This window comes from Pseudomonas sp. AC229, from assembly GCF_979254655.1.
Map to the genome: position 1 here is coordinate 113,973 of NZ_CEEDHK010000017.1, position 17,973 is coordinate 131,945.

Below are 17,973 nucleotides of genomic sequence, written 5' to 3' on the forward strand. Positions count from 1 at the left end.
ATCCGATTGTTGCGCTTGAATATGCCTACGCAGGGAAGTAAGACATGCACACTTCCTACACAAGAATTAGCGCCATTACCCAATCGGAACGATTGCTTCAGGGCGTAGGGTCGGGCTCGGCAACGTCAAGACCCGCTTCTTCTTCCATGTGGGAAGGCAGCATGACCATCAGCTCATGCATGTCCACCATCAAGTAGCGACCGATGCGGCGGGTGGGCAGCACGCCTTGATCTACAAGGCGCTCAATGTGCGCTTGGCGCTTGGTTAAACCAGCGGCCTCGCAAAAACGCTGAACGCTCAAATAACGAGGGCATTCCCGGAACCATGCCTGGGTGAGCTGTATTTCTTTCATAGGGCTTCCTGCACCATCGCGACCTGTCAACGCACTGACAGGTTTGGTTTCCTTAATCTCTGCTCCGCATTCTATTACTAAAGGTTAGGTGTTTAATCCGGTTTGTACCTAACTGGTAGTAAAGATCGGAAATACGGTATCTCGACAGGAAGTACAGATGAACAATCAACGTTTTCTCTTCACCGCTGGCCAACGACTGCGCGGTTTGCGCGAGTTGATGGGCTTGAGCCGCCCAGCGTTTGAGAAATTGACGGGTATCGACAGGAAGCGCCTGGAAAATATTGAAAGCGGTCAGCAACGCATGCACGACATTGATTTTGAGAAAGTCTGCAGCCTTTACCCCGAATTCTCACGCTGGATCACATACGGCGGTCCGGTGGATGGCGAAGTGGAATTGAAGGTGGCGGATTCCGGGCAACTGAACGCGGTGTACCTGGTGCAGCGCAACCCGGCGCTGCTGGAAAATCTCGGGCTGACGCTGGAAGACTGGACCGATCGCCACCAACCGCAGTTGCAGCTGATCAGTGAAAGTGAGGCGCTGCAAGAGCGCCAGTCTGCACTTGAGGCGGAGCAGGGGAGCGACGTGGACGAAAAAGCGGCAGCGACCGACCCCGATAACGCTCAGCGCTGAGTGATCGTCTTCGCCAACTGACACAAATACGCCACCACATCCGGCGCGCCGGCCAGGCGCAAGCCTTCGCCCAAGGCGGTGGCTTCGGCGGAATGCTTGGGCAGCAACAAGAACTCTGGCGCGCCGGGAGTACGCAGCATGGCCAGCCGCGCGTAGGGCACGCCTTTGTCGAGCAACAACCCCATGAATTGCGGATCGCTCCAGGCCTGCACGGGCATGGCCAGCATGTGATAACCGGCCTGCAGGGCATGCAGCCCGGCTTCGTTGATGCGGTAGCGGGTCAGCTCGGCGGGCAAGGCCACGTCCAATCCCCGCAAACGTGCATAGGCAATGGCGCTGGCAAAGGCCTCATGGTGGTGCTCGCCGGCCCAATACACGCGATTGCCTACCCAGTCGGCCTGGCGCAGCACGATGCGCTCGCCGGCCAGAAAACGCGGAAGTGCGGTGCTGATAACTCTGACGAAATCTTTGTAGCTAATGATGCGTATGCCTTTACACGCCTCGCTGCTGGCGTACTGCTCGAAGCTGGCGAAGGGTGGGGCGCTGAGGTCGCTGCCGCACAGGCCGTCGATCAAGCGCAGGTCAAAGGCGTTGAGCTGCTGAGTGTCGTGCTCGACCACTTTGATCAGCATGGCGTGAGCCTCGGCTTTGTCTTCCTGCACCGGGCCGGAGAGCGCGTTACGCGGCAGGTCGACCAAGCGTTGCAGCGGTGCGCCGTTTTGCCACCAGATTTGCTCGCTGGGCTGCGGCAATACCTGAAACGGCAAACGCAGTTCGCTGGCACGTTGCAAGATATGCCGCGGCCCACGGCCACTCAAACCCAGGCGCTGCGCCAGGGCTGAAATGCGTTCGGTAAGGGAGGCGGGATGCTCGCTGGGACTCATGGCCAAATGCTAGTTCCTGGGTCATGCAAGCCAGTGTGGCAGACGATGTGCAAATGTGCCGGAGCAATTGTCCAACCATTCATAACGGTCGTGCAGCCGGGCATGCCCAGCCAGCGGCCATGCGCCTGCGACCCATTGGTGGTCTGTGGCAGTATTGCGGGAATCATTTGCGAGGTAGCCTCCATGCCAAGCCTGGAGTTGGATATTGCCCTATCTGTCGAACGTTTGCGCGCGGTCTATCAGGGGCAGGCCAACCGAATCCTGTTACGTAGCCGCGATGGTCGGCGTGTCAGCCTGCCGGCGCACCACTTGCGGCCTTTTCTGACCCACGACGGCGTCTACGGTTCATTCGAGCTGGAGTTTAACAGCGCCGGCGAGCTTGTCGCCCTGCGGCGTCTTACAGCAACGCGCTAGCGCCTCGCCGTGCAGCGCCGGGCAGGGCTATAATCGCCGACCTTTTTTCTCGAGCGAAGCCCGCCCATGTATACCCTGGCCCGCGACCTGCTTTTCAAACTCTCTGCAGAAACCTCTCACGAGTTGTCGATCGACATGATCGGCGCCGGCGGCCGCCTGGGCTTGAATGGCGTGTTCTGCAAACAGCCGGCGCGCGTGCCGGTGCGGGTGATGGGCCTGGATTTCCCCAACCCTGTCGGCCTCGCGGCCGGGCTGGACAAGAACGGCGACGCCATCGATGGCTTCGCCCAGTTGGGGTTCGGCTTTGTGGAAATCGGCACCGTGACGCCGCGCCCGCAGCCGGGCAATCCCAAGCCCCGCCTTTTCCGCCTGCCGCAAGCCGAAGCCATCATCAACCGCATGGGTTTTAACAACCACGGCGTGGACCATTTGCTGGCGCGGGTTCAGGCGGCGAAATTCAAAGGCGTGCTGGGCATCAACATTGGCAAGAACTTCGACACGCCGGTCGAGCGCGCCGTCGATGATTACTTGCTGTGCCTGGATAAGGTCTACGCCCACGCCAGCTACGTGACCGTCAACGTCAGCTCGCCCAACACCCCGGGCCTGCGCAGCCTGCAATTCGGCGACTCGCTTAAACAACTGCTTGAAGCACTGCGTCAACGCCAGGAAGACCTGGCCCAAGTGCACGGCAAGCGCGTGCCGCTGGCGATCAAGATTGCCCCGGACATGAGCGATGAAGAAATCGTCGAAGTGGCCAACGCCTTGGTGCAGGCCGGAATGGATGCTGTCATCGCCACCAACACCACCTTGAGCCGCGACGGCGTGCAAGGCCTGGAGCACGGTGACGAGGCGGGCGGGTTGTCCGGGGCGCCGGTGCGTGAGAAGAGCACCTACACCGTTCGTGCACTGGCCGCTGAATTGGGCGGACGTTTGCCTATCATCGCGGCGGGCGGCATTACCGAGGGCAAGCACGCTGCCGAGAAAATCGAGGCGGGCGCGAGCCTGGTGCAAATTTATTCGGGCTTTATCTACAAGGGGCCCGCGTTGATCCGCGAAGCGGTGGATGCCATCGGGGCGATGCCCAAGGCCAAATAACCCAAAGGCGAAAAAACGCAGCCAATAAAAAGGCCTCCTTAAAGGAGGCCCTGGGCTCTCGCCCGCCGTCCGGATGGGACGTGCATGGTTAAGCGGAGAGTAAATAAGTAGTCGGAGTTTCCCTGTTTAACCGACTGCGTTGAGTTCATTAAGCCTATGGATACCGGCGGTGCCGATCAGTCCGTCCCAATTGTCACCGCGACCTTCTCGCCAGCCGTTGATCCAGGCTTGGCGCACGGACGGAAGAGTAAATGGACACAATTCACGAGATTTGCCATGGACGCCAAATTGATAGCCGCGCAAAAAAGCTCTTTCTAAAGGATCACGCTTAAGTCTTCTCATAGGGTGTTGCCCTCACTTGTTGACTGTTATGTCCTGGTTCGCCTCTTGGCGAGGCCTGGCAGAAAGCCTCTGCCAGTGGAGCCCGCTGCCGGCGTTACGGTCTCCTCCCAACGCCGTTGCGACGTTGGGCTGAGTTGATTTCTATCGAATGCGGCCGGTGCTGGGAATGATCGTTTTGTCATAAGCACGTAACGTTTGTCGTGGTGCGGCCATAAGCAAACCGTTACGGTACGGCCTGCGCCAACGGGGCCGGGGCTGGAGCTGGAAATAACGGCGATTGGCCAGTGCGATCTTTTCGCACTTGCGATGTTCATCGATTCCGACGAAGGGTCTCGAATATGTTTTTTTGCGGTGTCCGTCGCCTTTTGTTGTTGTCGGATACCGCCGCCAAACCTGCAAGCAGGCGCGGCAAAGGGGTTGCGTCTAGGCTGCTTTCACACGGGCTGGCCTGGCAGCTTGAGCCGTAAGGCTCACCAAGCGCTTCATTTCGATGCGCGGGACCGGCGGGTAGAACCCCGGTTTTTAACCGGGCACGCAGCTCACCTGCGCGCCATTACGCTTAGGCACTGGAATACACATGTCGGATCGTTTCGAACTTTTTCTTACTTGCCCCAAGGGCTTGGAAGGCTTGCTTGCTGAGGAAGCCACCGCGCTGGGGTTGGAAGAAACCCGTGAGCACACCTCGGCGATCCGCGGCTTCGCGCAGATGGAAACGGCCTATCGCCTGTGCCTCTGGTCGCGCCTGGCCAACCGCGTGTTGCTGGTGCTCAAGCGCTTTCCCATGGCCAATGCCGATGACCTCTATGACGGCGTGCTGGACGTCGACTGGGCTGAACACCTGGACGCGGCCGGCAGCCTGGCTGTCGAGTTCAGCGGCAATGGCTCGGGTATCGACAACACCCACTTCGGCGCCCTGAAAGTCAAAGACGCCATCGTCGACAAACTGCGCACCAGCACGGGCGAGCGCCCGTCCATCGACAAACTCAACCCGGACCTGCGCATTCACCTGCGCCTGGACCGTGGCGAAGCCATTCTCTCGCTCGACCTCTCTGGCCACAGCCTGCACCAGCGCGGCTACCGCCTGCAGCAAGGCGCCGCGCCGTTGAAAGAAAACCTCGCCGCCGCTGTGCTGATTCGCGCCGGCTGGCCGCGCATTGCAGCGGCTGGGGGCGCGCTGGCGGACCCGATGTGTGGCGTCGGCACTTTCCTGGTCGAAGCGGCGATGATCGCTGCCGATATCGCGCCGAACCTCAAGCGTGAGCGCTGGGGCTTTACCGCCTGGCTCGGCCACGTGCCGGCACTGTGGAAGAAGCTGCATGCCGAGGCGCAGCAGCGTGCTGACGAAGGCCTGGCGAAACAGCCGTCGTGGATTCGCGGTTACGAGGCCGACCCTCGACTGATTCAACCCGCGCGCAACAACATCGAGCGCGCCGGCCTTTCCAACTGGATCAAGGTGTACCAGGGCGAAGTGGCCACCTTCGAGCCGCGTCCGGACCACAACCAGACCGGTCTCGTGGTGTGCAACCCGCCGTACGGCGAGCGCTTGGGCGACGAAGCCAGCTTGCTTTACCTCTACCAAAACCTCGGTGAACGCCTGCGCCAGGCGTGTATGAACTGGGAAGCGGCGGTGTTTACCGGCGCGCCAGATCTGGGCAAGCGCATGGGCATTCGTAGCCACAAGCAATACGCCTTCTGGAACGGCGCACTGCCGTGCAAGCTGCTGCTGATCAAGGTGCAACCCGAGCAGTTCGTTACCGGCGAGCGCCGCACCCCTGAGCAGCGCGAGCGCGAGCGTGAGCAAGCGGCCCAGGGGCATGAAGTCGAGGCGCCGGCCAGCGCGCCAGTCGAGCAGGCGCGCCTGAGCGAAGGCGGGCAGATGTTTGCCAACCGATTGCAGAAAAACCTGAAAACCCTGGGCAAATGGGCGCGCCGTGAGGGCGTGGATTGCTACCGTGTTTATGACGCGGACATGCCTGAATACGCCCTGGCTATCGATCTGTACCACGACTGGGTGCACGTTCAGGAATACGCGCCGCCCCGCACCATCGACGCCGACAAGGCCCAGGGGCGGCTGTTCGATGCCCTGGCGGCCATCCCGCAGGCGCTCGGTATCGATAAATCGAAGGTGGTGATCAAGCGTCGCGAGCGTCAGAGCGGCACCAAACAGTACGAGCGCCAAGCCAGCCAAGGCACCTTTACCGAGGTCAGCGAAGGCGGCGTGAAGTTGCTGGTCAACCTCACCGATTACCTCGACACCGGCCTGTTCCTCGATCACCGTCCGCTGCGCCTGCGCATTCAGCGTGAAGCGGCCGGCAAGCGTTTCCTAAACCTGTTCTGCTACACCGCCACGGCGTCTGTGCACGCGGCCAAAGGCGGCGCGCGCACGACCACCAGCGTCGACCTGTCGAAAACCTACCTGGACTGGGCGCGCCGCAACCTGTCGCTGAACGGCTTCTCGGACAAGAACCGTTTGGAGCAGGGCGATGTGATGAACTGGTTGGCCGCAGATCGCGAGGAATACGACCTGATCTTTATTGACCCGCCGACCTTCTCTAACTCCAAGCGCATGGAAGGCGTGTTCGACGTGCAGCGCGACCACGTGCAGTTGCTGGACCTGGCCATGGCGCGGTTGGCGGCCGGTGGCGTGCTGTATTTCTCCAACAACTTCCGTAAATTCCAGCTCGATGAAGGACTGGCGGCGCGGTATCAGGTGGAAGAAATTACCGCCAGCACGCTCGATCCGGACTTCGCCCGCAACGCGAAAATCCACCGCGCGTGGCGCTTGATGGCGAAATAACTGATCTGACGCGCACAAAAAAGCCGCTCAATTGAGCGGCTTTTTTGTGCGCGCTTACTGCGCGTCGAACGCTTGGCCGTTCACGCCTTGGCTGTCTGGCCCCATCAGGTACAGGTACACCGGCATGATCTCGGCGGGCAGCGGATTGTTCATCGGGTTTTCGCCGGGGTAGGCGTGGGCGCGCATGTCGGTGCGGGTGGCGCCCGGGTTGATGCTGTTGGCGCGCACATTGGTGATGTCGGCCACTTCGTCCGCCAGCGTTTGCATCAGGCCTTCGGTGGCAAATTTCGAGACGCCATAGGCGCCCCAATAGGCCCGGCCTTTGCGTCCTACGCTGCTGGAAGTGAAGATCACCGACGCATCGGCAGACAGTTTCAGCAGCGGCAGCAAGGTGCTGGTGAGCATAAACATGGCGTTCACATTCACCTGCATCACGCGCATGAAATTGTCGCCCGACAGCTGCTCCAGCGGCGTGCGCGGGCCAACGATGGAGGCGTTATGCAGCACGCCGTCGATGTGGCCAAATTCGTTTTCGATCATCACCGCCAGTTCGTCGTACTGGTGCGCCAATGCCGTTTCCAGATTGAACGGAATGACCACCGGTTGCGGGTGCCCGGCCGCTTCGATCTCGTCGTACACGGCGCTCAGGTTGGCTTCGGTCTTGCCCAGCAGCAGAACGGTGGCGCCATGGGCGGCGTAGGTTTTCGCAGCGGCGGCACCGATTCCACGGCCGGCGCCAGTCACGAGAATGGTACGGCCCTTGAGCAAGTCGGGGCGGGCGGAATAGTCGAACATCAGCAGTCTCTCTAGGAATAAGCCGGGCGGGCGCTGGGAAGCGGCCGACCGGGAATCAAACGGTCAGCAGCTGCACAGCGCCCGATCCAGCACGGCGCGCAGTTCCGACGGGTGATCAACCACCACGTCGGCGCCCCAATGGCGGGGGTTGTCGTCGGGGTGGATATAGCCGTAGGTCACGGCTGCGGTTTTGGTGCCGGCGGAGCGGCCCGATTCGATGTCCCGCAAGTCGTCGCCGATATACAGCACGCTTGCCGGGTCCAGGCCAAGCCGCGAGCAGGCCAGCAGCAGCGGCTCGGGGTCGGGCTTGCTGTGGGTGACGTGGTCCGGGCAGATGAGGATGGCCGAGCGTTCGGCCAGCCCCAGCTGTTCCATGATCGGCGCCGCGTAGCGCACCGGCTTATTGGTGACCACGCCCCAGATCAGCTTGGCGTGTTCGATGTCGGCCAGCAGCTCGGCGATGCCGTCGAACGGCTTCGTCAACACGGCGCAGTGGTCCTGATAGCGCTCCAGGAACTCCAGGCGCAGGGCTTCGAACTGCTCGGACATGGGGTCGACGTCAAAGGCGCGCAGCACCATGGCGCGGGCGCCGCCGGAGACGTGGTCGCGAATCAGCTTGTCTTCCATCGGCGGCAGGCCGCGCGCGGCGCGCATGGCTTGGGCGATGGCAATGAAGTCTGGCGCGCTGTCGAGCAGCGTGCCGTCCATATCGAAAAGAACCGCTTGCAGGCGCATCAGGCCCCCTTCACGGTCTGGATCATGTAGTTGACGTCTACGTCGTTGGCCAGCTTGTAGTGCTTGGTCAGCGGGTTGTAGGTCAAGCCGATGATGTCTTTGACTTCCAGGCCGGCGGAGCGGCTCCACGCGCCGAGTTCGGACGGGCGGATGAATTTCTTGAAATCGTGGGTACCGCGCGGCAGCAGGCGCATCAGGTATTCGGCGCCGACGATGGCGAACAGGTACGCCTTGGGGTTGCGGTTAATAGTGGAGAAAAATACCTGGCCGCCGGGTTTGACCATGGCGTAGCAGGCGCGAATCACCGAGGCCGGATCGGGCACGTGTTCGAGCATTTCCAGGCAAGTGACCACGTCGAACTGCTCGGGCATTTCGTCCGCCAGGGCTTCGGCGGTGCACTGGCGATACTCCACCTGTACGCCGGATTCCAACTGGTGCAAGCGCGCCACCGCGAGCGGCGCTTCGCCCATGTCGATGCCGGTGACGGTGGCGCCGCGCTGAGCCATGGCTTCGCTGAGGATGCCGCCGCCGCAGCCGACGTCGAGCACTTTCTTGCCGGCCAGGTTGACCCGTTCATCAATCCAGTTCACCCGCAGCGGATTGATGTCGTGCAGCGGCTTGAACTCGCTTTCGCGGTCCCACCAGCGGTGGGCGAGGGCGGAAAATTTGGCGATTTCGGCGTGGTCGACGTTGCTCATACAGGTTTCCTCAAATCGAATTCGGTGGCGGCCAGCAAGTGCGTGGTCACTTCAAGGGCGCGCGGCTGGTGGCGATCTTCTGGCCCCAGGCGCGGGCGCTGGCGTGCAGTTTGTCTTCGTCCATGCGGGTCAGGCGGCGGTTGTCGAGCAACTGCTTACCGCCGACCCAGACATGCTTGACGCTGTTGCGGTTGCTGGCATAGATCAATTGAGAGACCGGATCGTACACCGGTTGTTGCGCTAATTCGGTGAGGTCAAATGCCACGATGTCGGCGGCCTTGCCGATTTCCAGCGAGCCTATTTCGGTTTCCAGGCCCAGCGCGCGGGCGCCGTTCAAGGTGGCCATGCGCAGGGCCCGGTGTACGTCCAGGGCGGTGGCAGAACCGGCCACGGCTTTGGCCAGCATGGCGGCGGTGCGGGTTTCGCCGAGCAGGTCGAGGTCGTTGTTGCTGGCCGCGCCGTCGGTGCCGATGGCCACGTTCACGCCCGCTTGCCACAAGCGCTCGACCGGGCAAAAGCCGCTGGCCAGCTTCAGATTCGACTCGGGGCAATGAATGACGCTGGCGTTGCTTTCGACCAGCAATTGCAGGTCGTCGTCATTTACCTGAGTCATGTGCACGGCTTGAAAACGCGGGCCGAGCAGGTCGAGCCGGGCCAGGCGGGCCATCGGGCGCTCGCCATGCTGCTCCAGGCTTTGCTGCACCTCAAAGGCGGTTTCCTGCACATGCATATGAATGCCAGCATCCAGCTCCTCGGCGAGCATGCGGATGTTTTCCAATTTGTCGTCGCTGACGGTGTACGGCGCGTGCGGGCCGAACGCCACCTTGATGCGCGGGTGCAGGCGCAGGTCGTCGAACAGGTTCAGCCCTTTGCGCAGGGCCTCGTCGGCGTCACGGGCGCCGGGGATTGGGAAGTTCAGCACCGGAATGGTGATCTGCGCGCGAATGCCGCTGGTGTGCACCAGCTCGCTGGCGACTTCCGGGAAAAAGTACATGTCGGAGAAGCAGGTGATGCCGCCCTGCAACTGTTCGGCGATTGCCAATTCGGTGCCGTCGCGAATAAAGCTTTCATCCACCCATTTGGCTTCGGCCGGCCAGATGTGGTCTTGCAGCCAGTTCATCAGCGCTTTGTCGTCGGCCATGCCCCGGAACAGGCTCATCGCCGCGTGGCCGTGGGCGTTTACCAGCCCCGGGCTCAGCAACATGCCTGGCAGTTCGCGCACCTCGGTAGCGGGATGGCGCAAGGCCTCCTGGCGTGGGGCGATCAAGGCGATGCGGCCGTCGCGAATACCCAAACCGTGCTCCTGCAACACCACGCCGGCAGGCTCGACGGGCACCAGCCAGGTTGGCAGGAGCAGCAGGTCGAGCGGGGCGGCGGTGTTGGGCATGGCGGTATCCAAAGGCTATAACGATGGGCGTGTAGCAGTAGGCTTTCGACAGTATCGCCTACGTCTACGTAGGAAGTTGACTACGTCCGGCTCGGAACGCCGGCCTGGACGGGTTTTCGCGCCGACGAAGTATACCCGAGCGCCCAGGTGTGGGGCTCGCTATAATCCGCGGCTTTTCGCTTCTGAGTACGAGGATGGTCATGCGCGAGCAATTGTTGGCAGCAGAGAAGGTTACAGCCATCGATTGGCGGGATGGCGCGCTGTACCTGCTGGACCAGCGTGCGTTGCCTTTCGAGGAAACCTGGGTGCGCTTCGACTCGGCGGCCGGTGTCGCCCAAGCGATCAAAGACATGGTGGTGCGCGGCGCCCCGGCTATTGGTATTGCTGCCGCTTATGGCCTGGCGCTCGGTGTGCGGGCGCGAATGGCCGAAGGCGATGACTGGCAGATGGCGCTGGAAGAAGACTTCGAAACCCTCAATAACTCGCGGCCCACGGCGGTCAACCTGTTCTGGGCGCTGAACCGCATGCGTGAGCGCCTGTACCGCATCAAAGACAGCGACGATGCGTTGGCGATCATGAATGCCGAGGCCGAGGCCATTCACGAGAGCGACCGCGAGGCCAATCTGACCATGGCGCAATTGGGCGTCGACCTGATTCGCCGCCATCAAGGCAACCTGCAAACCTTGCTGACTCACTGCAACACCGGCGCCCTGGCCACTGGCGGCTTCGGTACGGCGTTGGGCGTGATTCGGGCGGCCTACCTGGATGGCTTGGTCGAGCGCGTGTATGCCGACGAAACCCGGCCGTGGCTGCAAGGCTCGCGCCTGACCGCTTGGGAACTGCTGAACGAAGGTATTCCGGTGAGCCTGAACGCCGACTCGGCGGCGGCGCATCTGATGAAAACCAAAGGCATCACCTGGGTAATCGTCGGCGCCGACCGCATCACCGCTAACGGCGATGTGGCCAACAAGATCGGCACCTATCAATTGGCCGTAAACGCCATGCACCACGGCGTGCGCTTTATGGTGGTGGCGCCGAGTTCGACCATCGACATGAACCTGGAAAGCGGCGACGACATTCCGATTGAAGAACGCGCCGGCAGCGAGTTGCTGGAGCTGGCCGGCAAGCGGGTGGCGGCGGATGTGCCGGCGGTGAATCCGGTGTTCGATGTGACCCCAGCTGACCTGATCGATTTCATCGTTACCGAGAAGGGTGTGGTCGAGCGTCCGGACAAGGCCAAGATGGCCCTGCTCATGTGCCGCAAGCGCCTGCACTAACGCCTTCATATATTAGCGTTTGTGCCCGTTCGGGTGATGTCATTTATATGGCCTCGCCTGACGCGCGGCCTGCGTTGCGGGGATAGGTTCAGGGCATCGGTTGTGGTACTCTCCGTCAGTTTTCAAGGGGGCCTGCCATGGCCACACCAATTGCGCAGATCCATGCCATAACTCGTTGATTTGTCATGTGTCGTTGTGGCCTGAAGGCGGCAACGGCGAACTCCCCGTCATTCAGGATGAATGCGCGGAGTTTCACCAGAAAAAGGAACCAGGCTTCTCATGGGCGAACTGGCCAAAGAAATCCTCCCGGTCAATATCGAAGACGAGCTGAAACAGTCCTACCTCGACTACGCAATGAGCGTAATCGTAGGGCGCGCCTTGCCGGATGCACGTGACGGCCTCAAGCCCGTGCACCGTCGCGTTCTGTACGCGATGAGCGAGCTGGGCAACGACTGGAACAAGGCTTACAAGAAATCCGCCCGTGTGGTCGGTGACGTAATCGGTAAGTACCACCCCCACGGTGATACGGCGGTTTACGACACCATCGTCCGTATGGCGCAGCCCTTCTCCTTGCGCTACCTGCTGGTCGACGGCCAGGGCAACTTCGGTTCGGTTGACGGCGACAACGCCGCCGCCATGCGATACACCGAAGTGCGCATGACCAAGTTGGCCCATGAACTGCTGGCCGACCTCGACAAAGAAACGGTCGACTGGGTGCCCAACTACGACGGCACTGAAATCATCCCGGCCGTTATGCCCACCAAGATTCCCAACCTGCTGGTCAACGGTTCCAGCGGTATTGCCGTGGGCATGGCGACCAACATTCCGCCGCACAACCTCACCGAGGTTATCGACGGTTGCCTGGCGCTGATCGACAACCCCGAGCTGACGATCGACGACCTGATGCACTACATCCCCGGTCCGGACTTCCCGACCGCGGCGATCATCAACGGTCGTGCCGGCATCATCGAGGCCTACCGCACCGGTCGTGGTCGCATCCAGATTCGCGCCCGCGCCATGTTCGAAGACATCGACAAAGTCGGTGGCCGCCAGCAGATCGTGATCACCGAGCTGCCGTATCAGCTCAACAAAGCCCGTGTGATCGAAAAGATCGCCGAGCTGGTGAAAGAGAAGAAGCTCGAAGGCATCACCGAACTGCGCGATGAGTCCGACAAAGACGGCATGCGCATCGTCATCGAGCTGCGTCGCGGCGAAGTGCCGGAGGTGATCCTCAACAACCTCTACGCGCAGACCCAACTGCAAAGCGTATTCGGCATCAACGTGGTGGCACTGATCGACGGCCAGCCGAAGATTCTGAACCTCAAGGATCTGCTTGAAGCGTTCATTCTTCACCGCCGTGAAGTGGTTACCCGCCGTACCGTTTACCTGCTGCGCAAAGCCCGTGAACGCGGCCATATCCTTGAAGGTCAGGCGGTTGCGCTGTCCAACATCGACCCCGTTATCGCGGTCATCAAGGCCTCGCCTAGCTCGGCTGAAGCCAAGGAAGCGTTGATTTCCCAGGCTTGGGAATCCAGTGCCGTGCAGGGCATGGTTGAAGCGGCTGGCGCCGAAGCGTGCCGCCCGCAAGACCTCGACCCGCAATATGGCCTGCGTGACGGTAAGTACTACCTTTCGCCGGAACAGGCTCAGGCGATTCTCGACCTGCGTCTGCACCGCCTTACCGGCCTGGAACACGAAAAACTGCTGGCCGAGTACAAAGAAATTCTCGACCAGATCGGCGAGCTGATCCGCATCCTGACCAGCGCCACGCGCCTGATGGAAGTGATCCGCGAAGAGCTGGAAGGCGTGAAGGCTGAATTCGGCGACAAGCGTCGCACTGAAATTCTCGACACCCGTCTGGACCTGACGCTGGGTGACCTCATCACCGAAGAAGAGCGTGTGGTCACCATTTCCCACGGTGGTTATGCCAAGACCCAGCCGCTGTCGGCCTATCAGGCCCAGCGTCGCGGCGGTAAAGGCAAGTCGGCTACCGGCGTGAAAGATGAGGACTACATCGAGCACCTACTGGTCGCCAATAGCCACGCCACGCTGTTGCTGTTCTCCAGCAAGGGCAAGGTGTACTGGCTGAAAACCTACGAAATCCCGGAAGCGTCCCGCGCTGCCCGTGGTCGTCCGTTGGTGAATTTGCTGCCGCTGGACGAAGGTGAATACATCACCACCATGCTGCAGATCGATCTCGAAGCCCTGCAGAAAACTGCCGGCGCCGATGAAGATCTGGACGACGCCGAAGACGTGATCGAAGGCGAAGTGGTGGAAGCCGAAGAAGCGGCGGAAGTCGAAGAAGTCGAAGGCGAGACCGCTGAGTGGGTGGCTGAGCCGACCGGCGAGTACATCTTTATGGCCACCGCAATGGGCACCGTGAAGAAGACCCCGCTGTCGCAATTCGCCCGCCCGCGCACCAGCGGCTTGATCGCGCTGAAGTTGAAAGAAGGCGACACCCTGATCGCAGCGGCCATCACCGACGGCGCCAAGGAAGTGATGCTGTTCAACGACTCCGGCAAGGTGATTCGCTTCGCTGAAAGCTCGATCCGTGTCATGGGCCGTGGCGCTCGTGGTATTCGCGGTATGCGTTTGGGCAAAGGTCAGACCCTGATCTCCATGCTGATTCCCGAATCCGGCGCGCAGATTCTCACTGCCTCCGAGCGCGGCTTCGGCAAGCGCACCGCGTTGAGCAAATTCCCACGTCGCGGTCGTGGCGGTCAGGGCGTTATCGCCATGGTCACCAAAGAGCGTAACGGCAAGCTCATCGGCGCCATTCAGGTGCAGGACGGCGAGGAAATCATGTTGATTTCCGATCAGGGCACCTTGGTGCGTACCCGTGTGGACGAAGTGTCCAGTTCGGGCCGTAACACCCAGGGCGTCACGCTGATCAAGCTGGCCTCTGACGAGACGCTGGTTGGCCTGGAGCGTGTGCAGGAACCTTCGGAAGTGGAAGGGCAAGTGCTGGTTGGCGAAGACGGTGAAGTGCTGGAAGGCGCTAAGCTGGATGATGCCGACATCGATGCTGCGGACTTGCACAGTGCCGATCTGGACGACGCGATTGACGCGGTGTCCGACGACGCTGCCGAGGCGCCAAGCGAAGACTAAGCGGGCAGGGCGCGCTGCTTTCGGTGGCGCGCCTGACACCTGCACGAATGACAGCATGCACCGTCGCTCGGTTGACGGTGTAGAACGAGAGAGACTGACGTGAGCAAGCGAGCCTTTAACTTCTGCGCAGGCCCAGCCGCGCTTCCCGAAGCTGTACTGCAACGTGCTCAGGCCGAGCTCCTGGACTGGAATGGCAAAGGCCTTTCGGTCATGGAGATGAGCCATCGCAGCGATGACTACGTGGCCATTGCTGAGAAAGCCGAGCAAGACCTGCGCGACCTGCTCGCTATTCCGTCGAACTACAAAGTGCTGTTTCTGCAAGGCGGCGCCAGCCAGCAATTTGCCGAAATCGCGCTTAACCTGCTGCCAGAAGACGGCACGGCCGACTACATCGACACCGGCATCTGGTCGAAGAAAAGCATCGAAGAAGCGCGTCGCTACGGCAACGTCAACGTCGCCGCCAGTGCCAAGCCGTACGACTACTTCGCCATCCCTGGCCAGAACGAATGGCAGCTGACCAAAGACGCCGCTTACGTTCACTACGCCAGCAACGAAACCATCGGTGGTCTGCAATTCGACTGGATTCCGGAAACCGGTGACGTGCCGTTGGTGGTTGATATGTCTTCGGACATTCTGTCGCGCACCCTCGACGTGTCGAAGTTTGGCCTGATTTACGCCGGCGCCCAGAAGAACATCGGCCCGTCCGGTTTGGTCGTGGTGATCGTCCGTGAAGACCTGCTCGGTCGTGCTCGCTCCAGCACGCCGACCATGCTCAACTACAAAGTCGCGGCCGATAACGGCTCGATGTACAACACGCCAGCGACCTTCTCCTGGTACCTCTCTGGCCTGGTGTTCGAATGGCTGAAAGAGCAGGGCGGTGTCGCGGCAATGGAGCAGCGTAACCGGGCGAAGAAAGAGCTGCTGTACGGCGCCATCGACGCCAGCAATCTGTACAGCAACCCGATCGCCGTGAATGCGCGCTCGTGGATGAACGTGCCGTTCCGCCTCGCAGACGAGCGTCTCGACAAGCCATTCCTGTCCGGCGCCGACGCCCGTGGCCTGCTCAACCTTAAAGGCCACCGTTCGGTCGGCGGCATGCGCGCCTCTATCTATAACGCCGTCGGCCTCGATGGCGTTCAAGCGCTGGTTGCCTACATGGCGGAGTTCGAGAAGGAGCACGGCTAGATGACAGGTGTACCTTCCGAGCACGAGCTCAAAGCGCTGCGGGTTCGCATCGATAGCCTCGACAAGCGAATCCTCGATTTGATCAGCGAGCGCGCCAGCTGCGCGCAAGAAGTGGCGCGCGTCAAAATGGCCGCGCTGCCCGAGGGCGAGAAGCCGGTTTTCTACCGTCCAGAACGCGAAGCCTGGGTGCTCAAGCACATCATGGAACTGAACAAAGGCCCGCTGCCAAATGAGGAAGTGGCGCGTTTGTTCCGTGAAATCATGTCGTCGTGCCTGGCGCTTGAGCAGCCGCTGAAGGTCGCTTATCTGGGGCCGGAAGGTACGTTTACCCAAGCAGCAGCCATGAAGCATTTCGGCCATGCGGTAATCACCGTGCCGATGGCTGCCATCGACGAAGTGTTCCGCGAAGTGGCCGCTGGCGCGGTGAATTTCGGCGTGGTGCCGGTGGAAAACTCCACCGAAGGCGCGGTGAACAACACCCTCGACAGCTTCTTTGAACACGACATGGTGATTTGCGGCGAAGTTGAGCTGCGCATCCACCATCACCTGCTGGTTGGCGATGTAACCAAGACCGACCGCATCACCCGCATTTACTCCCACGCTCAGTCCTTGGCGCAGTGCCGTAAGTGGCTGGACGCGCATTACCCGAACGTGGAACGCGTAGCAGTTTCGAGCAACGCCGAAGCCGCCAAACGGGTGAAAAGTGAGTGGAATTCGGCGGCAATTGCCGGCGACATGGCCGCGGGTTTGTACGGCTTGAGCAAGTTGGCCGAGAAGATCGAAGACCGTCCGGATAATTCCACGCGCTTCCTCATTATCGGCAGTCAGGAAGTGCCGCCGACCGGCGACGACAAAACGTCGATCATCGCCTCCATGCGCAACCAGCCGGGCGCCTTGCATGAGCTGCTGGTGCCGTTCCATGCCAATGGCATCGACCTGACCCGCATCGAAACGCGCCCTTCGCGCAGCGGCAAATGGACGTATGTGTTCTTTATCGACTTTGCCGGCCACCACCGTGATCCGCTGATCCGTGACGTGCTGGAAAAGATCAATCAGGAAGCGGTCGCACTGAAAGTATTGGGCTCGTATCCCAAGGCAGTGCTGTGACCTCCACGATTCTCTGAGGAGAACCCATGAGCAGTGATTTCCTCGCCCTGGCCCAGCCCGGCGTGCAAAAGCTTTCGCCTTACGTGCCGGGTAAACCGGTAGACGAGCTCGCCCGTGAGCTGAATCTGGACCCGGCTAGCATCGTCAAATTGGCCAGTAACGAAAACCCGCTGGGGCCGAGTCCGAAATCGCTGGAGGCCATTCGCCTGGCGGCCGCCGAATTGACGCGTTACCCGGACGGCAACGGCTTCGAATTGAAAGCAGCGCTGGCTGAGCGTTGCGGTGTGCAGACTAACCAAGTGACGCTCGGCAACGGCTCGAACGACATTCTTGAGCTGGTCGCCCGTGCGTATTTGGCACCGGGCTTGAACGCGGTGTTCAGCGAGCACGCGTTTGCCGTGTATCCCATCGCTACCCAGGCGGTCGGCGCTCAGGCCAAAGTGGTGCCGGCGAAGGAGTGGGGGCACGACCTTGACGCCATGCTCGCGGCCATCGACGCCAACACCCGTGTGGTGTTTATCGCTAACCCGAACAACCCGACCGGCACCTGGTTTGATGCCGATGCGTTGCGCCGTTTCCTCGCCAAGGTGCCGGCGCATGCGTTGGTAGTGCTGGACGAGGCTTATATCGAATACGCCACTGGCGGCGAGCTGCCGGACGGGCTGAATTACCTCGCCGCACACCCGAACCTGTTGGTGTCGCGGACATTCTCCAAGGCGTATGGACTGGCTGCGTTGCGCGTGGGCTACGGCGTATCGTCGCCCGCCATTGCCGACGTGCTAAACCGCGTTCGCCAGCCCTTCAACGTCAACAGTCTCGCCCAGGCGGCGGCCTGTGCGGCGCTGGCGGATGCGGACTACCTGAATGAAAGCCGCGCGCTGAACGATGCCGGCATGCAGCAGTTGGAGCAGGGATTCCGCAAACTTGGCCTCAGCTGGATTGCCTCAAAAGGCAACTTCATCGCTGTGGACCTGGGCCGCGAAGGCATGCCGGTTTATCAGGGCCTGCTGCGCGAAGGCGTAATCGTGCGTCCGGTTGCCAACTACGGCATGCCCAACTTCCTGCGCGTCACCATCGGTTTGCCGACTGAAAACACCCGCTTTCTGGATGCGCTGACCAAGGTTCTCGCCAGTGGCTGATGTCATGGCGGCGCAACAGCGTGCACC

16 protein-coding genes are annotated in these 17,973 nt (G+C 61.2%); 9 read left to right on the forward strand and 7 right to left on the reverse strand.

Features of this window, described 5'->3' with window-relative positions; all coding sequences use genetic code 11:
* Positions 1–97: 97 nt before the first annotated feature.
* On the reverse strand, positions 98–352 hold the full coding sequence (locus AC0IW7_RS21930; RefSeq protein ID WP_471820820.1) for a hypothetical protein: 255 nt from the start codon (positions 350–352) through the stop codon (positions 98–100).
* Positions 353–509: 157 nt separating this feature from the next.
* Between AC0IW7_RS21930 and AC0IW7_RS21935 the strand changes: the two genes are divergently transcribed.
* Positions 510–983, forward strand: coding sequence for a helix-turn-helix domain-containing protein (locus tag AC0IW7_RS21935; RefSeq protein ID WP_471820821.1), 474 nt, complete (start codon positions 510–512; stop codon positions 981–983).
* On the opposite strand, the gene AC0IW7_RS21940 is transcribed toward AC0IW7_RS21935, so the two are convergent.
* Positions 974–1,867 (reverse strand): DUF6685 family protein, encoded by an 894-nt coding sequence (locus AC0IW7_RS21940; RefSeq protein WP_471820822.1) that lies wholly within the window; start codon positions 1,865–1,867, stop codon positions 974–976. The two genes, AC0IW7_RS21935 and AC0IW7_RS21940, sit on opposite strands and share 10 nt — an antisense overlap.
* A gap of 183 nt (positions 1,868–2,050) precedes the next feature.
* On the opposite strand from AC0IW7_RS21940, the gene AC0IW7_RS21945 reads away from it, so the two are divergent.
* Together AC0IW7_RS21945 and AC0IW7_RS21950 are read left to right on the forward strand one after the other, a co-directional pair.
* Positions 2,051–2,281 carry a DUF2835 domain-containing protein gene (locus AC0IW7_RS21945; RefSeq protein WP_463382429.1) on the forward strand — a complete coding sequence of 77 codons (231 nt, stop codon included), beginning with the start codon at positions 2,051–2,053 and terminating at the stop codon, positions 2,279–2,281.
* A 66-nt stretch (positions 2,282–2,347) separates the two neighbouring features.
* Positions 2,348–3,376 carry a quinone-dependent dihydroorotate dehydrogenase gene (locus tag AC0IW7_RS21950; RefSeq protein WP_471820823.1) on the forward strand — a complete coding sequence of 343 codons (1,029 nt, stop codon included), beginning with the start codon at positions 2,348–2,350 and terminating at the stop codon, positions 3,374–3,376.
* 126 nt (positions 3,377–3,502) lie between these two features.
* Here AC0IW7_RS21950 and rmf read toward each other — a convergent pair whose 3' ends face one another.
* Positions 3,503–3,718 (reverse strand): ribosome modulation factor, encoded by a 216-nt coding sequence (gene rmf / locus AC0IW7_RS21955; RefSeq protein ID WP_122453312.1) that lies wholly within the window; start codon positions 3,716–3,718, stop codon positions 3,503–3,505.
* Positions 3,719–4,295: 577 nt separating this feature from the next.
* Between rmf and rlmKL the strand changes: the two genes are divergently transcribed.
* Positions 4,296–6,515 carry a bifunctional 23S rRNA (guanine(2069)-N(7))-methyltransferase RlmK/23S rRNA (guanine(2445)-N(2))-methyltransferase RlmL gene (rlmKL, locus tag AC0IW7_RS21960; RefSeq protein ID WP_471820824.1) on the forward strand — a complete coding sequence of 740 codons (2,220 nt, stop codon included), beginning with the start codon at positions 4,296–4,298 and terminating at the stop codon, positions 6,513–6,515.
* 54 nt (positions 6,516–6,569) lie between these two features.
* On the opposite strand, the gene AC0IW7_RS21965 is transcribed toward rlmKL, so the two are convergent.
* The 4 genes from AC0IW7_RS21965 to AC0IW7_RS21980 form a co-directional block, all read right to left on the reverse strand.
* Positions 6,570–7,310: a YciK family oxidoreductase gene (locus tag AC0IW7_RS21965; RefSeq protein ID WP_463541882.1), complete on the reverse strand. Its 741-nt coding sequence runs from the start codon at positions 7,308–7,310 to the stop codon at positions 6,570–6,572.
* Positions 7,311–7,373: 63 nt separating this feature from the next.
* Positions 7,374–8,045, reverse strand: a complete 672-nt coding sequence (mupP, locus tag AC0IW7_RS21970) for an N-acetylmuramic acid 6-phosphate phosphatase MupP (RefSeq protein ID WP_471820826.1) — start codon at positions 8,043–8,045, stop codon at positions 7,374–7,376.
* Positions 8,045–8,743 (reverse strand): bifunctional 2-polyprenyl-6-hydroxyphenol methylase/3-demethylubiquinol 3-O-methyltransferase UbiG, encoded by a 699-nt coding sequence (ubiG, locus tag AC0IW7_RS21975; RefSeq protein ID WP_122497880.1) that lies wholly within the window; start codon positions 8,741–8,743, stop codon positions 8,045–8,047. The genes mupP and ubiG overlap by 1 nt, the downstream gene beginning before the upstream one ends.
* Before the next feature lie 46 nt (positions 8,744–8,789).
* A complete protein-coding gene (locus AC0IW7_RS21980) occupies positions 8,790–10,130 on the reverse strand; it encodes a TRZ/ATZ family hydrolase (RefSeq protein WP_471820828.1) in 1,341 nt (446 codons plus the stop codon).
* Positions 10,131–10,330: 200 nt separating this feature from the next.
* Here AC0IW7_RS21980 and mtnA point away from each other — a divergent pair, with 200 nt between their 5' ends.
* The 5 genes from mtnA (at position 10,331) to hisC (ending at position 17,946) form a co-directional block, all read left to right on the forward strand.
* Positions 10,331–11,407, forward strand: coding sequence for an S-methyl-5-thioribose-1-phosphate isomerase (mtnA, locus tag AC0IW7_RS21985; protein ID WP_122497884.1), 1,077 nt, complete (start codon positions 10,331–10,333; stop codon positions 11,405–11,407).
* A 279-nt stretch (positions 11,408–11,686) separates the two neighbouring features.
* The gene (gene gyrA, locus AC0IW7_RS21990; protein ID WP_471820830.1) at positions 11,687–14,515 is read left to right on the forward strand and encodes a DNA gyrase subunit A; all 2,829 of its coding nucleotides are present in this window, start codon (positions 11,687–11,689) and stop codon (positions 14,513–14,515) included.
* A gap of 99 nt (positions 14,516–14,614) precedes the next feature.
* Complete coding sequence (serC, locus tag AC0IW7_RS21995; protein ID WP_471820832.1) at positions 14,615–15,700, forward strand: 3-phosphoserine/phosphohydroxythreonine transaminase; 1,086 nt, start codon at positions 14,615–14,617, stop codon at positions 15,698–15,700.
* On the forward strand, positions 15,701–16,807 hold the full coding sequence (gene pheA, locus AC0IW7_RS22000; protein WP_122453304.1) for a prephenate dehydratase: 1,107 nt from the start codon (positions 15,701–15,703) through the stop codon (positions 16,805–16,807).
* A 26-nt stretch (positions 16,808–16,833) separates the two neighbouring features.
* On the forward strand, positions 16,834–17,946 hold the full coding sequence (gene hisC, locus AC0IW7_RS22005) for a histidinol-phosphate transaminase (RefSeq protein ID WP_471820834.1): 1,113 nt from the start codon (positions 16,834–16,836) through the stop codon (positions 17,944–17,946).
* Positions 17,947–17,973 lie beyond the last annotated feature (27 nt).

What these genes read in the sequence shown, in the direction of transcription:
- AC0IW7_RS21930 (WP_471820820.1), bottom strand. Translation starts at nt 352, where the DNA reads ATGAAAGAAATACAGCTCACCCAGGCATGGTTCCGGGAATGCCCTCGT.
- AC0IW7_RS21935 (WP_471820821.1), top strand. Translation starts at nt 510, where the DNA reads ATGAACAATCAACGTTTTCTCTTCACCGCTGGCCAACGACTGCGCGGT.
- AC0IW7_RS21940 (WP_471820822.1), bottom strand. Translation starts at nt 1,867, where the DNA reads ATGAGTCCCAGCGAGCATCCCGCCTCCCTTACCGAACGCATTTCAGCC.
- AC0IW7_RS21945 (WP_463382429.1), top strand. Translation starts at nt 2,051, where the DNA reads ATGCCAAGCCTGGAGTTGGATATTGCCCTATCTGTCGAACGTTTGCGC.
- AC0IW7_RS21950 (WP_471820823.1), top strand. Translation starts at nt 2,348, where the DNA reads ATGTATACCCTGGCCCGCGACCTGCTTTTCAAACTCTCTGCAGAAACC.
- rmf (WP_122453312.1), bottom strand. Translation starts at nt 3,718, where the DNA reads ATGAGAAGACTTAAGCGTGATCCTTTAGAAAGAGCTTTTTTGCGCGGC.
- rlmKL (WP_471820824.1), top strand. Translation starts at nt 4,296, where the DNA reads ATGTCGGATCGTTTCGAACTTTTTCTTACTTGCCCCAAGGGCTTGGAA.
- AC0IW7_RS21965 (WP_463541882.1), bottom strand. Translation starts at nt 7,310, where the DNA reads ATGTTCGACTATTCCGCCCGCCCCGACTTGCTCAAGGGCCGTACCATT.
- mupP (WP_471820826.1), bottom strand. Translation starts at nt 8,045, where the DNA reads ATGCGCCTGCAAGCGGTTCTTTTCGATATGGACGGCACGCTGCTCGAC.
- ubiG (WP_122497880.1), bottom strand. Translation starts at nt 8,743, where the DNA reads ATGAGCAACGTCGACCACGCCGAAATCGCCAAATTTTCCGCCCTCGCC.
- AC0IW7_RS21980 (WP_471820828.1), bottom strand. Translation starts at nt 10,130, where the DNA reads ATGCCCAACACCGCCGCCCCGCTCGACCTGCTGCTCCTGCCAACCTGG.
- mtnA (WP_122497884.1), top strand. Translation starts at nt 10,331, where the DNA reads ATGCGCGAGCAATTGTTGGCAGCAGAGAAGGTTACAGCCATCGATTGG.
- gyrA (WP_471820830.1), top strand. Translation starts at nt 11,687, where the DNA reads ATGGGCGAACTGGCCAAAGAAATCCTCCCGGTCAATATCGAAGACGAG.
- pheA (WP_122453304.1), top strand. Translation starts at nt 15,701, where the DNA reads ATGACAGGTGTACCTTCCGAGCACGAGCTCAAAGCGCTGCGGGTTCGC.
- hisC (WP_471820834.1), top strand. Translation starts at nt 16,834, where the DNA reads ATGAGCAGTGATTTCCTCGCCCTGGCCCAGCCCGGCGTGCAAAAGCTT.